This window comes from Nocardioides acrostichi (assembly GCF_015319165.1).
Classification (GTDB): domain Bacteria; phylum Actinomycetota; class Actinomycetes; order Propionibacteriales; family Nocardioidaceae; genus Nocardioides; species Nocardioides acrostichi.
Genome location: NZ_JADIVZ010000001.1, coordinates 1025235 through 1041779 on the forward strand (window position 1 = coordinate 1025235; position 16545 = coordinate 1041779).

The 16545-nt window shown below is 71.3% G+C and carries 14 protein-coding genes and 1 pseudogene; 11 read left to right on the forward strand and 4 right to left on the reverse strand.

Features of this window, described 5'->3' with window-relative positions:
* Positions 1 to 46: 46 nt before the first annotated feature.
* Both ISG29_RS04840 and ISG29_RS04845 read left to right on the forward strand, forming a co-directional pair.
* Positions 47 to 418, forward strand: a complete 372-nt coding sequence (locus ISG29_RS04840; protein WP_194502164.1) for a hypothetical protein — start codon at positions 47 to 49, stop codon at positions 416 to 418.
* Between the two features lie 23 nt (positions 419 to 441).
* Positions 442 to 2814 carry an ATP-binding cassette domain-containing protein gene (locus ISG29_RS04845; protein ID WP_194502165.1) on the forward strand — a complete coding sequence of 791 codons (2373 nt, stop codon included), beginning with the start codon at positions 442 to 444 and terminating at the stop codon, positions 2812 to 2814.
* Here ISG29_RS04845 and ISG29_RS04850 read toward each other — a convergent pair.
* Positions 2780 to 3814, reverse strand: coding sequence for a glycosyl hydrolase family 18 protein (locus ISG29_RS04850; protein ID WP_194502166.1), 1035 nt, complete (start codon positions 3812 to 3814; stop codon positions 2780 to 2782). The genes ISG29_RS04845 and ISG29_RS04850 overlap by 35 nt on opposite strands.
* Before the next feature lie 29 nt (positions 3815 to 3843).
* On the opposite strand from ISG29_RS04850, the gene ISG29_RS04855 reads away from it, so the two are divergent.
* The 7 genes from ISG29_RS04855 (at position 3844) to ISG29_RS04885 (ending at position 11278) form a co-directional block, all read left to right on the forward strand.
* Positions 3844 to 4287 (forward strand): NUDIX domain-containing protein, encoded by a 444-nt coding sequence (locus tag ISG29_RS04855; protein WP_194502167.1) that lies wholly within the window; start codon positions 3844 to 3846, stop codon positions 4285 to 4287.
* A complete protein-coding gene (locus tag ISG29_RS04860) occupies positions 4284 to 5237 on the forward strand; it encodes an SMP-30/gluconolactonase/LRE family protein (RefSeq protein ID WP_194502168.1) in 954 nt (317 codons plus the stop codon). The genes ISG29_RS04855 and ISG29_RS04860 overlap by 4 nt, the downstream gene beginning before the upstream one ends.
* 59 nt (positions 5238 to 5296) lie before the next feature.
* Entirely contained in the window at positions 5297 to 7204 is a 1908-nt protein-coding gene (dxs, locus tag ISG29_RS04865; RefSeq protein WP_194502169.1) for a 1-deoxy-D-xylulose-5-phosphate synthase, read from the forward strand.
* A gap of 6 nt (positions 7205 to 7210) precedes the next feature.
* On the forward strand, positions 7211 to 8533 hold the full coding sequence (locus ISG29_RS04870) for a hypothetical protein (RefSeq protein ID WP_194502170.1): 1323 nt from the start codon (positions 7211 to 7213) through the stop codon (positions 8531 to 8533).
* Between the two features lie 61 nt (positions 8534 to 8594).
* Positions 8595 to 9560, forward strand: coding sequence for a PAC2 family protein (locus tag ISG29_RS04875; RefSeq protein ID WP_328827990.1), 966 nt, complete (start codon positions 8595 to 8597; stop codon positions 9558 to 9560).
* A gap of 1 nt (position 9561) precedes the next feature.
* A complete protein-coding gene (locus tag ISG29_RS04880) occupies positions 9562 to 10410 on the forward strand; it encodes an acyl-CoA thioesterase (protein WP_194502171.1) in 849 nt (282 codons plus the stop codon).
* A complete protein-coding gene (locus ISG29_RS04885; RefSeq protein ID WP_194502172.1) occupies positions 10403 to 11278 on the forward strand; it encodes an acyl-CoA thioesterase in 876 nt (291 codons plus the stop codon). Before ISG29_RS04880 ends, ISG29_RS04885 begins: the two co-directional genes overlap by 8 nt.
* 206 nt (positions 11279 to 11484) lie before the next feature.
* Here ISG29_RS04885 and ISG29_RS04890 read toward each other — a convergent pair whose 3' ends face one another.
* Entirely contained in the window at positions 11485 to 12381 is an 897-nt protein-coding gene (locus tag ISG29_RS04890; RefSeq protein WP_328827995.1) for a MaoC family dehydratase, read from the reverse strand.
* A gap of 1 nt (position 12382) precedes the next feature.
* Positions 12383 to 13720 (reverse strand): 3-oxoacyl-ACP reductase, encoded by a 1338-nt coding sequence (locus ISG29_RS04895; RefSeq protein ID WP_194502174.1) that lies wholly within the window; start codon positions 13718 to 13720, stop codon positions 12383 to 12385.
* Between the two features lie 153 nt (positions 13721 to 13873).
* On the opposite strand from ISG29_RS04895, the gene ISG29_RS04900 reads away from it, so the two are divergent.
* Complete coding sequence (locus tag ISG29_RS04900; protein ID WP_194502175.1) at positions 13874 to 15157, forward strand: acetyl-CoA C-acetyltransferase; 1284 nt, start codon at positions 13874 to 13876, stop codon at positions 15155 to 15157.
* 2 nt (positions 15158 to 15159) lie between these two features.
* Here ISG29_RS04900 and ISG29_RS04905 read toward each other — a convergent pair whose 3' ends face one another.
* Complete coding sequence (locus tag ISG29_RS04905; RefSeq protein WP_194502176.1) at positions 15160 to 15858, reverse strand: TetR/AcrR family transcriptional regulator; 699 nt, start codon at positions 15856 to 15858, stop codon at positions 15160 to 15162.
* Positions 15859 to 16093: 235 nt separating this feature from the next.
* Between ISG29_RS04905 and ISG29_RS04910 the strand changes: the two are divergent.
* Positions 16094 to 16545, forward strand: a pseudogene (locus tag ISG29_RS04910) (DUF222 domain-containing protein); the annotation flags it as partial.

A 16545-nucleotide genomic window follows, 5' to 3' on the forward strand; every position in this document is an offset into this window, starting at 1 on the left:
GAAGCCGGATCTTGTGGGAATAGAACATATGTTCGATGATAGATGCATGGTCCGACCCATCGCCCCGCCCGGCTGGCCCCGCGAGGTGCGCCCGCCCGATACGCCCGACTGGGAGGCCACGGCCGGCAACTGGCTGCTCGACCTCTGTCCTCCCGACTACCGCGGCTACGCCGGACTGCGCCGCCACCTCGTGGTGCTCGCACGCTTCGCGGTGCTGCACGTCGAGGCCAACCACGCGGCGGTGCGTCGCGGGCTGAGCGAGGCGCGGGCCGACCTGCGCGACGTCGCGACGTCCGACGTCGTCGAGGCGGCCGTGCAGACCCTGCTGCTCGAGGAGGCGCGGCTGATCGGCACGCTGCGCGCCGTCCGGCTGGTCGAGGAGGCGATCCGCGGGCGCCGCTACGTGGCCCGGCTGTGACTCGCTGCGGCTAGGGTCACGCTGTGGCGCAGGCGGACTCCCATGACGTGATCCGGGTCGTCGGTGCCCGACAGAACAACCTGCGCGACGTGAGCGTCGACCTGCCCAAGCGACGGCTCACCGTGTTCACCGGGGTCTCCGGCTCGGGCAAGAGCTCCCTGGTGTTCGGCACCGTCGCGGCCGAGAGCCAGCGGTTGATCAACGAGACCTACAGCGCGTTCCTCCAGGGGTTCATGCCGTCGCTGAGCCGCCCCGACGTCGACCTGCTCGAGGGCCTGACGACCGCCATCATCGTCGATCAGCAGCGGATGGGCGCCGACCCACGCTCCACGGTCGGCACCGCGACCGACGCGAACGCCCTGCTGCGCATCCTCTTCAGCCGGCTCGGAGAGCCCAGCGCCGGCCCGCCCCCGGCATACGCGTTCAACGTGCCCTCGGTGCAGGGCGGCGGCACCTTCACGGTGAAGAAGGGCGCACCGGACTCCCAGCTGGCGCAGAAGGCGACGTTCCGGCGCACCGGAGGCATGTGTCCGCGCTGCGAGGGCCGAGGAGCGGTCAGCGACATCGACCTCACCGCGATCTACGACGAGACCAAGTCGCTCGAAGACGGCGCGATCCTCATCCCGGGCTACACGATGGACGGCTGGTACGGCCGCATCTACAAGGGCTCGGGCTACTTCGACAACGCCAGGCCGATCGGCAGCTACACCAAGCGGCAGCTGCACGACCTGCTCTATAAGGAGCCGACCAAGATCAAGGTGGACGGCATCAACCTCACCTACGAGGGCCTGATCGTGCGGCTGCGTCGCTCGATGCTGAGCAAGGACGTCGAGTCGCTGCAGCCGCACGTGCGGCGCTTCGTCGAGCGCGCCGTCACCTTCGCGACCTGCCCGGAGTGCGACGGCACCCGGTTGGCCGAGCACGCCCGGGCTTCGCGCATCGGCGAGCTGAGCATCGCCGACGCCTGCGCCCTGCAGATCAACGACCTCGCGCAGTGGGTGCGTGGGCTGGACGAGCCGTCGGTGGCCCCGCTGCTGGAGGCGCTCGGCGACACCCTCGACTCCTTCACCGAGATCGGCCTGGGCTACCTCTCCCTGGACCGGCCCACCGGCACGCTGTCGGGCGGTGAGTCCCAGCGGACCAAGATGATCCGGCACCTCGGCTCCTCGCTCACCGACGTCACCTACGTCTTCGACGAGCCCACGATCGGTCTGCACCCGCACGACATCGCCCGGATGAACGACCTGCTGCTGCGGCTGCGCGACAAGGGCAACACCGTGCTCGTCGTCGAGCACAAGCCCGAGACGATCGCGATCGCCGACCACGTGGTCGACCTCGGCCCGGGCGCCGGCAACGACGGCGGCACGATCTGCTTCGAGGGCACCTTCGCCGAGCTGACCTCGGCCGACACGATGGCCGGGCGCCACCTGGGCTACCGCGCCCGGCTCAAGGACGACGTCCGGAGGGCCACCGGGCAGCTCGCGGTGCGCGGTGCGTCGGCGCACAACCTGCGCGGTGTCGACGTCGACGTCCCGACCGGCGTGCTGTGCGTCGTCACGGGCGTGGCCGGGTCGGGCAAGAGCTCACTGATCCACGGCGAGATCTCCGGGCGTGAGGGCGTGGTCGCGATCGACCAGACGCCGATCAAGGGCAGCCGCCGCTCCAATCCGGCGACCTACACCGGGTTGCTCGACCCGATCCGCAAGGCCTTCGCCAGGGCGGGCGGGGTGAGACCCGCGCTGTTCAGCGCGAACAGCGAGGGCGCGTGCCCGACGTGCAACGGCGCGGGAGTCGTGTACACCGATTTGGCGATGATGGCGGGCGTCGAGAGCGTCTGCGAGCAGTGCGCCGGACGTCGCTTCTCCGATGACGTGCTCGCCTACACCCTCGGCGAGGGTGCGCAGGCGCGCAGCATCGCCGACGTGCTCGAGATGTCGGTGACCCAGGCGGAGCGGTTCTTCGGTGGCGAGATCGAGGGCGCGAAGGTGCCGGCTGCGCACAAGATCCTCACGCGCCTGGTCGACGTCGGCCTGGGCTACCTCACCGTCGGCCAACCGCTCACCACACTCTCGGGCGGGGAGCGGCAACGGCTCAAGCTCGCCACGCACCTGGGGGAGAGGGGCCTGGTCTACGTGCTCGACGAGCCCACCACCGGCCTGCACCTCGCCGACGTGGAAAGCCTGCTCGGCCTGCTCGACCGGCTCGTCGACTCCGGCGCCAGCGTCATCGTGATCGAGCACCACCAGGCCGTGATGGCGCACGCCGACTGGATCATCGACCTCGGCCCCGGCGCCGGCCACGACGGTGGCCAGGTCGTCTTCACCGGCACCCCCGCCGACCTCGTCGCCGACGCCTCCACGCTCACCGGCCAGCACCTGGCGGCCTATCTGACCTGACCAGCGACGGTGCGGGGAGGGTGTCGGCGGAACCGAGCCGCCAGACGGCGAGGCCGTGCAGGCCGTACTCCTGGGCGAGGTCGACGCGGGCGGCGTAGGAGCGGGCATCGGACCACCACATGCGGTCGCCGTCGCCCAGCCGCGCCATCCACTCTCCGACGTGCGGACGCCAGTGCGCCTCGGTGCCGGACTCGTCGACGCGACGCCGGGCGCCGCTGTCGCTGACCGTGAAGCCGCTGCCGTCGCGGTGCCAGAGGTAGCCGTAGCCGGCGACGCCGAGGTCGAGTCGATCGGCCGGTACCTGCTCGAGAGCCGCGTCGAGGCACTCGCGTTGCCAGTCCAGCGCGCCCACCGGACCAGGGCCCGACCAGGCGGGGCCGTGCTGGTCGTAGGCCATGAGCTGCACGAGGTCGACGGTGGCGGCGACGTTCACCAGGTCGAAGCCCGCACGTCGGTAGCCGCGCGCGCTGGTGCGCGCCGGCACGTCGATCGACAGCGACACCCGGGTCGGCAGCAGGCTGCGCAGCCGCTCGAGGAAGCCGACCAGGTCGTGGGGGTGGATGCCCTCGAGACGCTCGAGGTCGACGTTCACGCCGTCCCACCCGCCGTCGCGCACGAGCCCGCGGACGGCCTTGGCGACTCGCCGCTGCTTGCGGTTCGAGCCGAGCAGCCGCTCCGCCGCCCGGGGGTCGAAGTCGCCGAGTGCGTCGCTGAAATTGCTGAGCAGCAGCTCGCCGCGCAGGCCCTGGTCGTGCGCGGTGGTCAGCACGCGCAGCATGTCGTCGGTCGGATCCGCGACGGCCCCGCCGGCCCGGCCGAGCCCGACCCCGGCGACCGTCACCGTGTCGAGCCCGGGCGCGTTGGCCTCGATCAGGGCGTCGGACGCCGACCCCAGGGCGTAGCCGGTCACGACCGGCGGAGGCGGATCCTCGGCCGTCGCCGCGGGCACGGCGAACGAGGAGACCAGCAGCGACACGGCGACCACGAGGAGACGACCCACGCGCACAGTGTGCGCCTACGGTGGGGCTCATGCACCGGTTCGGATGCGTCGTCCTCGTCGATCGACGCGGCCGGCTGCTGCTCCAGGAGCGCGACGAGCACCCCGCCATCGACCCCGAGAAGTGGGGTCTGTGCGGCGGTCACCTCGAGTCCGGCGAGGATCCGCTGGCCGGAACCGTGCGCGAGCTGGCCGAGGAGACCGGCGTGCACCTCGCCCCCGAGCACCTGCATCTGGTCGAGGAGCGCCCCGTGTTCCACGAGGCCTACGACTCCTGGGACCGGCTCTGGTTCTACGCCGCCGCCACCGACCTCACCGACGCCGACATCGTGTGCGGCGAGGGTCGCCAGATCGTGTTCGTGCCCCACGACCGGGTGCTCGACCTGTCGCTCACCGGGTCGGCCGGTCTGATCCTGCCCGACTTCTTGGCCAGCGACCTCTACCACCGACTCCAGCACACCGAGGAGCGCTCATGACCCGCCCCACCCTCACGGTCCACCAGGTTCCCGGACACGGCGCCGAGGACGTCGTCGTGGCGCCGTCGGGCCGGCACGAGGGGGCCGTGTACACCGGCACCGACGACGGCACGATCCATCGCGTCTCGCACGACGGACGACGCCTCGAGACCGTCGCGCGCACGGGCGGGCGTCCGCTCGGCATCGAGCTCGACGACGAGGGCCGGCTGCTCGTCGCCGACGCCAAGCGCGGCCTCCTGCGCATCGATCCCGACGGCTCGCCCGAGACGGCGATCGAGACCGTCTGCGACAGCGTGAAGGGTGCGCCGATGGTGTTCTGCAACAACGCCGCCATCGCCACGGACGGCACGGTGTGGTTCAGCGACTCCTCGCGGCACTTCGGCATCGAGCGCTGGAAGGACGACTTCGTGCAGGACACCCGCACCGGCCGGCTGCTGCGGCTGGACACCGACGGCGTCGTCGAGGTGGTCCTCGACGGGCTCGCGTTCGCCAACGGCGTGGCACTCGCCGCCGACGAGTCCTACGTGGCGGTGGCCGAGACGCGGGCCTGCACGGTGGTCCGCTACTGGCTGAAGGGCACCCGGGCGGGGGAGCGCGATCTGCTGACCAGCGGGCTGCCCGGCTACCCCGACAACATCGCGCGCGGCAGCGACGGCCTCATCTGGGTGACCATCGCCAGCCCGGTCGACCCGGTGGTCGAGCTGCTCGGACGAGCGCCCCTGGCCGTGCGCCGCGCCGTCACCAAGATCCCCGAACGCCTCCAGCCTGCGCCGAAGCGCACCTGCCGGGTGATGGCGTTCGACGATGCCGGCACCTGCGTGCACGACCTCGACCTCGATGCCTCGCAGAACCCGACCGGCTACCACATGGTCACCGGTGTGCGGGAGCACGACGGCCGGGTGTGGCTTGGCAGCCTGGAGGAACCGGCTGTCGCCGTCGTCGACCAGTGAGCGTCCGCGAAGGCGTCTAGACTCGGCCGTTCGACCACCTCACGAGGGGAGAGCACCTGATGGGAGTCCTGGAGACCATCTCCGGGCCACGCGACCTCGGCGACCTCAGCGCCGACCAGCTCGAGCTGCTGGCCACCGAGATCCGCGACCTGCTGGTCACCTCGACCTCCAAGGTGGGCGGCCACCTGGGGCCCAACCTCGGCGTCGTCGAGCTCACGCTCGCCGTGCACCGGGTCTTCGACTCCCCGCGTGACCGCATCGTCTTCGACACCGGCCACCAGGCCTACGTCCACAAGATGCTCACCGGCCGCGCCGGCGACTTCGGCGGCCTGCGCCAGGAGGGCGGCCTCTCGGGCTACCCGAGCCAGTCCGAGTCTCCGCACGACATCGTCGAGAACTCCCACGCCTCCACCGCGCTCTCCTACGCCGACGGTCTGGCGAAGGCCTACGCCATCCGCGGCGAGGACCGGCACGTCGTGGCCGTCATCGGCGACGGCGCCCTCACCGGCGGAATGGCCTGGGAGGCGCTGAACAACATCGCCGTGGCGCAGAAGAGCCGCCTGGTGATCGTCGTCAACGACAACGGCCGTTCCTACACGCCCACGGTCGGCGGCCTCGCCACGGCCCTCACGAGCCTGCGCACCGACCCGCGCTACGAGAGCCTGCTCGACCTGGTCAAGAAGCGCCTGCACGCGGTCCCGGGCGTCGGTGCCCCCGCCTACGACGCGTTGCACGCCATGAAGAAGGGCCTCAAGGACGCACTGGCGCCCCAGGGTCTCTTCGAGGATCTGGGCCTGAAGTACGTCGGCCCCGTCGACGGCCACGACCGGGCCGCGATGGAGACGGCGCTCTCGCAGGCCAAGAAGTTCGCCGGCCCGGTCATCGTGCACGCCATCACCCGCAAGGGCTTCGGCTACGACGCCGCGGAGCGCCACGAGGCCGACCAGTTCCACAGCCCGCAGCCCTTCGACATCGAGTCCGGCGAGGAGCGTGCCCGCGGCCGCATCTGGACCGACCACTTCTCCGACGATCTCGTCGCCATCGGTCACCGCCGCCCCGACGTCGTCGCCATCACCGCCGCGATGATGCACCCCGTCGGCCTCGACTCCTTCCAGGCGCACTTCCCCGACCGCACCTTCGACGTCGGCATCGCCGAGCAGCACGCCGCCACCTCGGCCGCAGGGTTGGCCATGGGGGGTCTGCACCCGGTCGTGGCGGTCTACGCCACGTTCCTCAACCGCGCCTTCGACCAGATCCTCATGGACTGCGCCCTCCACCGGTGCGGTGTCACGTTCGTGCTCGATCGATCCGGTGTCACCGGCGACGACGGCGCCAGCCACAACGGCATGTGGGACATGTCCGTGCTCCAGGTCGTGCCCGGCCTGCGCCTGGCCGCCCCACGCGACGCCGCCCGGCTGCGCGAACTGCTCGACGAGGCCGTCGAGGTCGACGACGCACCCACCGTCGTGCGGTTCCCCAAGGGCCCGCCGCCCGCCGACATCCCGGCCGTCGACCGTGCGGGCCGGTGCGACGTGCTGGTGCGCTCCGGCGCCAAGGACGTGTTGGTCGTCGCCGTCGGCGCGATGGCCGCGACCGGTGTCGAGGTTGCCGAGCGTCTCGGCGCCCAGGGCATCGGCGTCACCGTCGTCGACCCCCGTTGGGTCAAGCCCGTCGACCCGGCCCTGCTCGACCTCGCGCGCGAGCACCGGCTCGTCGTCAGCCTCGAGGACAACGGCGTGCAGGGCGGTTGCGGCGCGTCGCTGCTCCAGGCCATGGCCGCGGCCGACATCCGCACCCCGGTGCGTCTGCACGGGATCCCGCAGGAGTTCCTCGGCCACGCCAAACGGGCCGCGATCCTCGACCGGGTCGGGCTCGGTGCCCAGGATCTCGCCCGCGGCATCGTCGAGGCGATGGCCTCGGAGTCGCCCGAGACGGCCCAGGAGCCCGCCCCCGGCCACCGGGGCTAGCCCGGCATGCGCCGGTGGGTCGTCGCGCTCGCGTGCCTCGCCCTGGCGCTCATCGGCTGCTCGCTGCGTGACCGCCCCCCGGAGCCCGGCTCCGGGCCGGCTCCGTCGCCACCCACCTCGCGCGGAGTCGCACCCGCCCCCGTCAAGACACAGATCAAGACCGCCCTCAAACAGCGGGCCGCCGCGATACGACGAGGCAGCGGCCCCCGGTTCGAGCGGGGTCTGGCCGACGCCGATGGTGCCTTCGCCGACCAGCAGCGCGAGTACTTCGACAACCTCCAGCAGTTGCCGGTCCAGCGGTACGGCCTCACCTTCAACGCGCGCAACGTGCTGCGGGTGGGGCGCTCGTACTGGGTCGTCGTCGCGGTGCGCATGCAACTGGGGGGCGTCGACGAGGCGCCGGTGGTCTATCGCGACCGCTATCGCTTCACACCCGGCGGCGCCGGGCGGTTCAAGCTCGACTCCGTCACCGACCAGGCGTGGGAGCAGCGCAACCACGTGGTCGAGCAGCCGTGGGACGCCGGCCCCATCGTCGTCGCGAGTCGAGGCGGCGTCGTGCTCGTGGCCGACGCCGCGGACGCCCGCCGGGCTCCCGTGCTGCTGAACGCGCTGTCCGGCGCGGTGAGTGACGTGGCGGTGCAGCTGCCCTCCGTGTGGGACGGGAGGGTGCTGGTCTTCGCCCCAGGCGACACCACCTTGCTGGAGAGCCTGCCCGACCTGCCCGGTGACCCGGCCCGGCTCGACGCCGTGGCCTACCCCGTGCCGGCCGACGACACTGCGGCGCACTCGCCGCGGGCGGCCACGCGCGTCGTCCTCTCACCGGAACTCATCGAGGGCGGCACGACCGCGCTCTCGCGCGACCGGCTGCTGCGCCACGAGCTGACGCATGTGGCTCTCGGCGGCCGCGCCGAGGGCGTGGCCGCCTGGTTGAGCGAAGGCCTGGCCGAATGGGTGTCGGTGCAGCCGCTCCCGACGGCGAAGCGCACCGTGTCGAGCGCTGCGATCCAGGTCGCGCGCTCCGGGGCGGCGACGCTGCCCACTACCGCCGCGTTCGACGACGCCCGAGCCGCCGCGCACTACGGCCTGGCCTGGTGGGCGATCGAGGCGCTCCGAGCCGACGGCGTGGACCCCTGGCAGCTGCTCGCCCAGGCGCACGCCACCTACGAGGCCGAGCGCGGCGACGCCGGCCGGGATCCATCGCAGGCCGCCGACATCCGCACCGCCGACGCTCTGCGGTCCGTCACCGGCCTGCGCCCGGGCCAGCTGGCGCGTCGGGCAGCGGTGGCCCTGGTCACGGCCTACGGGCGAGAGGCGATCGCGAGGGAATAGGGTGACGCTGCGCCCGGGTTCCCCCTGACCCGAGCGTGATCGACCAAGAGAGGATCCCTGCGTGCCCGACCCCCGGCTGGTCCACATCGTCGACGAGATTCCGGAGCTCGAGCCCGAGCCGGACCACACGTCGCGCGACCTGACGATGGTCGTGGTGCTCGACGGCTTCCTGGACGCCGGCACGGCGGCCGCGCACGCGGCCCGCCACCTGATGGAGCGCGACGGCGGTGGACGTGTGGTGGCGACGTTCGAGGTCGACGAGCTGCACGACTACCGGGCCCGTCGTCCGGGCATCTCCTTCGTCGTCGACCGGTATGCCGATTACGACCCGCCCCGACTGGTGGTGCGGGTGCTGCGAGACGCCGGAGACACCCCCTACCTCCTGCTGCACGGCCCCGAACCCGATGTGCGCTGGGAGGCGTTCTGTCGCGCCGTACGCGAGGTCGTGGAGCGATTCGGTGTGACCCGCACGGTCAGCATCGGCTCGGTGCCGATGGCCGTGCCGCACACCCGGCCGCTGGCGATCACGCCGCACGCGAACGACCCCGAGCTGCTCCTCGACACCAGCCCCTGGCGAGGCGAGCTGCGGGTGCCGAGCAGCGCCCAGGCGCTGCTCGAGCTACGCCTGGGGGAGTGGGGTCACGCCGCGCAGGGCTTCGTCGCGCACATCCCGCACTACCTGGCGCAGCTGGACTTCCCGGCGGCCTCGGCCGTGTTGCTCGAGCACGTGGAGAAGGCCGGCCGACTCACCCTCGACCTCTCGAGTCTGCGCGAGCAGGCCGAGACTCGGCAGGGCGAGATCGCCGCGTACCTCGACGAGCACGAGGAGGTCGCCGACATCGTGGCGGCCCTGGAGCGGCAGTACGACGCCTTCGAGCGTGCCGAGGAGTCCGGTGCCGGTCTCCTGGCGCGCGATCAGCCGCTGCCCACCGGCGAGGAGCTGGGGCAGGAGTTCGAGAGGTTCCTCCAAGGCCTCGGTGACGACGGCGACGACGAGGGCGACGCCCACCGTGGAGAGGGTGGCTGACATGCCCCGTGACATCGCCGAGCTCCAGACGTTGCTCGACATCGAGAAGATCGACGACGATCTCTTCCGCGGTGGTCAGCTGCCCACGGTGCTGCCCCGCGTCTTCGGTGGCCAGGTGGCCGCGCAGGGCCTCGTGGCCGCGGTCCGCACGGTCGACCCGCGCTACGTGCCGCACTCGCTGCACGCCTACTTCCTCCAGGGCGGCGACACCTCGACGCCGATCATCTACGACGTCGAGAAGCTCCGCGACGGCCGCACCTTCAGCACCCGCCGGGTGCTGGCACGTCAGCACGGCCGACCGATCTTCGTCATGACGATCGACCTCCAGCACCCCGAGCCGGGTCTGGAACACCAAGACGTCATGCCCGACGACGTCACACCGCCGGAGGAGTGCCTGGACCCCAAGGAGGGTGGGCGCAACCTCGAGGAGTGGGACGTCATGGACTTCCGCTACGTCGGCTCCTCACTCGACGTGCTGCCGGTCGACCCGATGCGGCCCGGTCGCCAGCGGATGTGGCTCAAGGTGGCCCAGGATCTGCCCGACGACCCGCTCGTGCACGCCGTGGCCTTCACCTACGCCTCCGACATGTCGATCGCGGGGGCGGCGCTGGCGCCCCACGGCTACCGCATGGGCGGTCCCGAGACGATGCTCGCCTCCCTGGACCACGCGGTCTGGTTCCACCACGGCTTCCGGGCCGACCAGTGGTGGCTCTACGACCAGCACTCGCCGTTCGCGGGGGGTGGCCGCGGTCTGGTCAACGCCCGGGTGTTCACCCAGGACGGCCGGTTGGTGGCGTCGGTGGCGCAGGAGATGATGATGCGCGAGCACCGGGAGCGGCCCGATGCCTGAGTCCGCTCCCGGCACCGACCCGGTGACCGACCTGCTCGACCTGCTCGACCTCGAGACGCTCGACACCGACCTCTTCCGCGGGCGCCGGGTCGAGACGCCACGGTCTCGGGTCTACGGCGGTCAGGTGGCGGCGCAGGCGCTGGCCGCTGCGTGCCGGGCGGCGAGCGAGGGGTTCTCGGTGCACTCGATGCACTCCTACTTCCTCCAGCCCGGCGACACCACGACGCCGATCGTCTACGACGTGGAACGCATCCGCGACGGTCGTTCCTTCGAGACCCGCCGGGTCTCGGCGCGTCAGCACGGCCGGCCCATCTACTTCCTCACCGCCAACTTCCAGCGGTCCGAGGATGGCTACGAACACCAGGACGCGATGCCGGAGGTCGAACCGCCCGAGGAGGGCCTGGATCTCGTCGAGGTGATGACGAGGGCCGGCAACGCCGACGCCGACGCGTTGGGCGGGGAGTGGGCAGCCCTCGACGTCCGGTGGCTCGGCAACTCCCGCCACGGTCTCGAGCCGGACGCCGAGCGGCCCTCGCGGGCCCAGATGTGGGCGCGGGTGAAGCCGGGAGTGCTGGCCGACGACCCGATGCAGCACCTCACGGCGTTCACGTTCGCCAGTGATGTGTCACTGCTCGGCGCCACGCTCGCGGCGCATCGAGTCAAGGCGCACGAGACGCAGATGGCCTCACTCGACCACTCGATCTGGTTCCATCGACCGTTCCGGGCCGACGAGTGGTGGCTCTACGACCAATGGTCACCGAGCGCGCAGGGTGCCCGCGGACTCGCGCTGGGCCGGGTCTTCACCGCCGACGGCACCCTCGTGGCGACGGTGGCGCAGGAGGGCCTCATCCGGCCCTCCCGTGGCTGACGCGCTCGCAGCTCAGCGGCCGGCGTCGACGGCCCTGGGCACGGTGTACAGCGTCGAGCCCGGGGCCCGGCCCTGGTAGCGCTCGCGATGGCCGGTGGGCAGATCGCGGCGCTCGCCGCAGAGCCGCTGGATGCCGCGCGCGCGGTGGCCGAGACCGTCACGCGAAGCACCCGGCGCGGCACCGCGACCCGGCGGGGACGCCGTCCTCAGACGGCGGTGGTGCGACCCACGAGGTGTGGTGCGCCGTCCTTCGGGCGGGTGAGCGAGAACGCGTAGCTGCCCGCAGCGTCATCGAGCGGCCGCGAGCCGAACGCCACCCGGCCGGGCAACAGGATCGGCTTCTTGAAGGCCACGTCGACGCGGGCGGCGTCGGGGAGCCACGACTCCAGTGCGGCCACGCACCGAGCCAGGCTCCACATGCCGTGAGCGATCTGGCGCGGGAACCCGAGCGCCTTCGCGGTCAGCGGGTAGAGGTGAATCGGGTTGTGGTCGCCCGACACGGCGGCGTACCGGCGTCCGAGGTCGCCGGGCAGCGACCAGAGCTGACCGGTCGGGTCGGCGGTCGGGAGGTCCGGGCCGGAGGAGGCGCTCTTGTCGCCCTTGCCGAAGCGCAGGTAGGTCGACGTCGACTCCCACACGAGGGTGTCGTCGGCGTCGTGCACCTGGGTGGCGAAGTCGTAGACCAGCCCCTTGGGATGACCGGAGGGCGGCGCGACCGACGCGCTCACCGAGAGGGTCTCACCGACGCCGATCGGCCGGTGGCCCGTGATGGAGTTCGCCACGTGCACGGTGCCGATGGCCGGTGCCGGGAACGTGGTGTCGGTCATGATGCCCATGTGCAGGCCGAAGGCGAGCATGTGCGGGTAGGTGAACGGCACGGTGTCCTTCGACGGGAACCCGCACACGGCCGCGTAGGCCGCCACGTGCTCGCGCTCGACCCGCACCGGTGGTCGGTGCAAGGCCAGGCCGCCGAAGCCCTCGACCGGGCTCTTCTTGACCCCGGGCAGCGCGTTGACGCCCGGGATGCTCGGCAGTGCGGCCTTCACCAGGGTGCCGAGTCCGCCCGCGGGCTCGACCTGTGTGCTCTCGGTCGTGGGTGCCACGTCAGGCACCCAGCATCATCTGGCCGCAGACCCGCACCACGTTGCCGTTGACGGCCGTGGAGCCCGGCGAGGCGTACCAGGCGATCGCCTCGGCGACGTCGACGGGCAGACCCCCCTGCGCCATCGCGTTGAGGCGTTGACCGACCTCACGGGTGGCCAGCGGCACCGCCGCGGTCATGTCGGTGATGATGAAGCCGGGCGCGACGGCGTTGATGGTGATGCCGTTCGACATGTCGTCCTTGAGGCTGTCGACCAGACCGATGACGCCGGCCTTCGACGCGGCGTAGTTGGTCTGGCCCACGTTGCCGGCGATGCCCGCGATGCTCGCCACGCCCACGATCGAGCCGCCCCGGTTGACGACCTTCTGGGCCAGCAGCTCGCGAGTGATCCGCTCGGGTGCGGTGAGGTTGACCGCAATGACGGAGGCCCAGCGGTCCTCCTTCATGTTCGCCAGCTTCTTGTCGCGGGTGATGCCCGCGTTGTGCACGACGACGTCGACGCCCCCGTGCTTCTCCTTCAGGTGCTGCGCGATGCGCTGCGGGGCGTCCTTGGTGGAGATGTCCAGGGTGAGCCAGTCGCCGTCGAGCTCCTTCATGAGCGCCTGGAGGTCGCTGGCGGCCTGCGGCACGTCGAGGCCGACGACGGTCGCGCCGTCGCGGTGGAGCACTCGGGCGATCTGCTCGCCGATGCCACGGCTCGCGCCGGTGACCAGGGCCACCTTGCCGTCGAGCGGACGGCTCCAGTCGGCGACCGGGTTCGGCTTCGTGGTGGCGCCGCTGGCGCCGATGCGCACGACCTGGCCGGAGACGTAGGCCGACTTGGGCGAGAGCAGGAACGCGAGGGTGGAGGTGGTGGCGGCCTCGGCGCCCTCGGCGACGTAGACCAGCTGCACGGTGCCACCGCGGCCGATCTCCTTGCCCAGGCTGCGGGTGAAGCCCTCGAGGGCCCGCTGGGCGACCCGCTCGCCACCCTCGACCAGCTCCGGCGGGGTACCGAGCACCACGACGCGCGGGCACGTGGAGAGGCTGCGCAGCAGCGGGGTGAAGAAGTCGCGCAGGGCGTGCAGTTCCTCACTCGTGGTGATGCCGCTGGCGTCGAAGACCAGACCCTTGTACTTCTCGCCCTCGGCGGGCGCCTCCGTCGAGGCGATGCCCAGGGTGTCGAGCAGGCCGGGCAGCGACTCGGCGAGACGCCCGGTACCGCCCACGACGACGGTGCCGTCGACCAGGGGAGCGCCGGCCTCGTACCGCTCCAGCTTCATCGGCGAGGGGAGGCCCAGGTTCTTGACGAGGATCTTGCCGATGGGGCTGGCGGTGAAGCTCCGGTAGCGGTCACTCATGGTCGGGATCTGCCCTCCTGGTCGTCCGCGGCGCGTAGGCTGCGAGTGGCTAAGTTACCGAGCATGTAACTAGATGTGTAACTCTGTGTCCACATTTCGTGACATGCCCCTCACAGCCTTCTCCGCGCACGCGAGAGACGCAAGGATGACGCCATGCAGACCCAGACCCGCCGCGTTGCCATCATCGGTGGCAACCGCATTCCGTTCGCCCGCTCCAACACCGCTTACGCCACGGCGTCCAACCAGGAGATGCTGACTGCCACCATCGATGGTCTCGTCGACCGGTTCGGTCTCCAGGGCGAGCGCCTGGGCGAGGTCGTCGCCGGTGCGGTGCTCAAGCACTCCCGCGACTTCAACCTGACCCGCGAGGCCGTGCTCGGCTCGAAGCTGTCGGCCGAGACGCCGGCCACCGACATCCAGCAGGCCTGCGGCACCGGCCTCCAGGCCGCCATCCAGGTCGCGAACAAGATCGCGCTGGGTCAGATCGAGGTCGGCATCGCCGGCGGCACCGACACCACCTCCGACGCCCCGATCGCCATCGGCGAGAAGCTGCGCAAGAAGCTCATCAAGGTCAACCAGCAGCGCGACCTCAAGGGCCGCCTCGCCGCGCTGGCCGACATCCGCCCTGGCGACGTCAGCCTCGCGATCCCGCAGAACGGCGAGCCCCGCACCGGGCTGTCGATGGGCGACCACCAAGCGCTCACCGCGCTGGAGTGGCAGATCACCCGAGAGGCCCAAGACGAGCTGGCCGCGCTCTCGCACCAGCACCTCGCCGCCGCCTACGACCGGGGCTGGTTCGACGACCAGATCACCCCGTTCCGCGGTCTGGAGAAGGACAACAACCTGCGCCCCGACTCCTCGGTCGAGAAGCTCGGCAAGCTCAAGCCGGTGTTCGGCAAGGGTGAGGCCGCGACGATGACGGCCGGCAACTCGACACCGCTCACCGACGGTGCGTCCGCCGTCCTGCTGGCGTCGGAGGAGTGGGCGAAGGCGCACGACCTGCCGGTGCTCGCCTATCTGACCGAGTACGAGACCGCCGCGGTCGACTACATCCACGGCGGCGAGGGTCTGCTCATGGCGCCGGCGTACGCGATGGCGCGCATGCTCGACCGGGCCGGCATGAGCCTTCAGGACTTCGACTTCTACGAGATCCACGAGGCCTTCGCCTCGCAGGTGCTCTCCACCCTCAAGGCGTGGAACGACCCGGTCTTCTGCAAGGAGCGCCTCGGCCTCGACGCCCCGCTGGGCGAGATCGACCGCTCGAAGCTGAACGTGAACGGCTCCTCGCTGGCTGCGGGTCACCCGTTCGCTGCGACCGGTGGCCGGATCGTCTCGGGTCTGGCCAAGCTGCTGGCCGAGAACGGCTCCGGCAAGGGCGTCATCTCGGTGTGCGCCGCCGGTGGCCAGGGTGTGACCGCCATCCTCGAGCGTCCGTGACGTCAGGCGCTGGCCCGGGCTCCCCGGGCCAGCGCCAGCGCGGAGACCACGAGGTACTCGCGCACCTGGTCGGCCGAGATGGTGCCGACCGTCGGGACGCCAGGAGCGGCCTCCTTGACCAGGATGCCGACCCGGGCGAGCTGGAGAGCGCCCAGGCCGCTGGCATAGAGGGTGTTGGCCAGTAGGTTCGTGTCGGCAACGTCGAACGCCCCGGACTCCACGCCATGGTCGAGTGCGTCCGAGAGCATCTTCAGGCAACCGGAGATGCCGCGTCCCAGGCGGAACAGTGCGCTCTCGGAGATCTCGTCGAGCAGCTCGGGCCCGGAGTTGCGCATGAGCGACTGCGCGCAGTCGACGAACGCCGGGTGAGCCAGCGCGTAGTCGACGAAGGCGCCGACGACGCCGGCCAGCCGGCCCTCGGCGGAGTCCGCGGCGCTGGACGCCTGCTCGAGGTCGCCGCGCAGCTCGTCGAGGTAGCCCTCGAGCGTGAGCGCGAACAGCTCCTCCTTGCCGGTGAAGTGCCGGTAGACGATGGCCCGGTTGATGCCGACGGCGCGGGCGATGTCCTCGATCTGCGCATCCCGCACGCCGCGGGTGTCGAACAGCTCGCGGGTGGCGGCCAGGATCTCCGCCTCGCGCGCACGACGACGCGCCGCGGCGGCGGATCGACGACCATCGGTCTCGGGGGCACGCTGGACCATGCGCTGAGTGTACGGCGAGTGCAACTCCGAGTTGCACAAGTGTGACGGGTTCGGCACCGGTGGTCGAGCGGCGAACGCCAGCCGGTCGGTCGAGCCGGGAGGAGCGCCAGCGACGAGCGGGTCGAAACCGAGGTCGTCGAGACCCGGCAAGCTGCACATCAACATCTCCTCCACAGAGACCCACAAGTCGTCACGACCTCTTCTGTACGAACATCAGTTCGATTAGAATTGGGCGATGGACACCGACGCGTTGGCCGACCTGAGCGAGGATGAGCTCCTCGACCTGGCCGGCGAGCGTGCGGAGGAGGCGCGTCGGGCCGAGACCGATCTGCTGCATCTGGCCTACCAGTGGGCGGTGGTCAACCACCCGGACCGTCGGCGGGAGAAGCAGATCCCCGGCGCCGAACGCGCGACGTCTTATGGCGGTGTGGGTAGTCCGGAGGTCGCGGAGTTCGCCGCCGCGTCGCTGGGTGCCCGGATCGGACGCACCACCTGGGCCGCGCGTGCGTTGATGGCCGACGCGCTCGACCTGCACCACCGGCTGCCGTTGTTGTGGTCTCGGGTGCAGGCCGGTGAGGTCCGTGCCTCCTACGCCCGCCACGTCGCAACGAAGACTCGCGACCTCACCCCCGCTGAGGCGATCTGTGTCGATGGCCGGGTCGCAGAATCCGCCGACGGGCGCCTGCC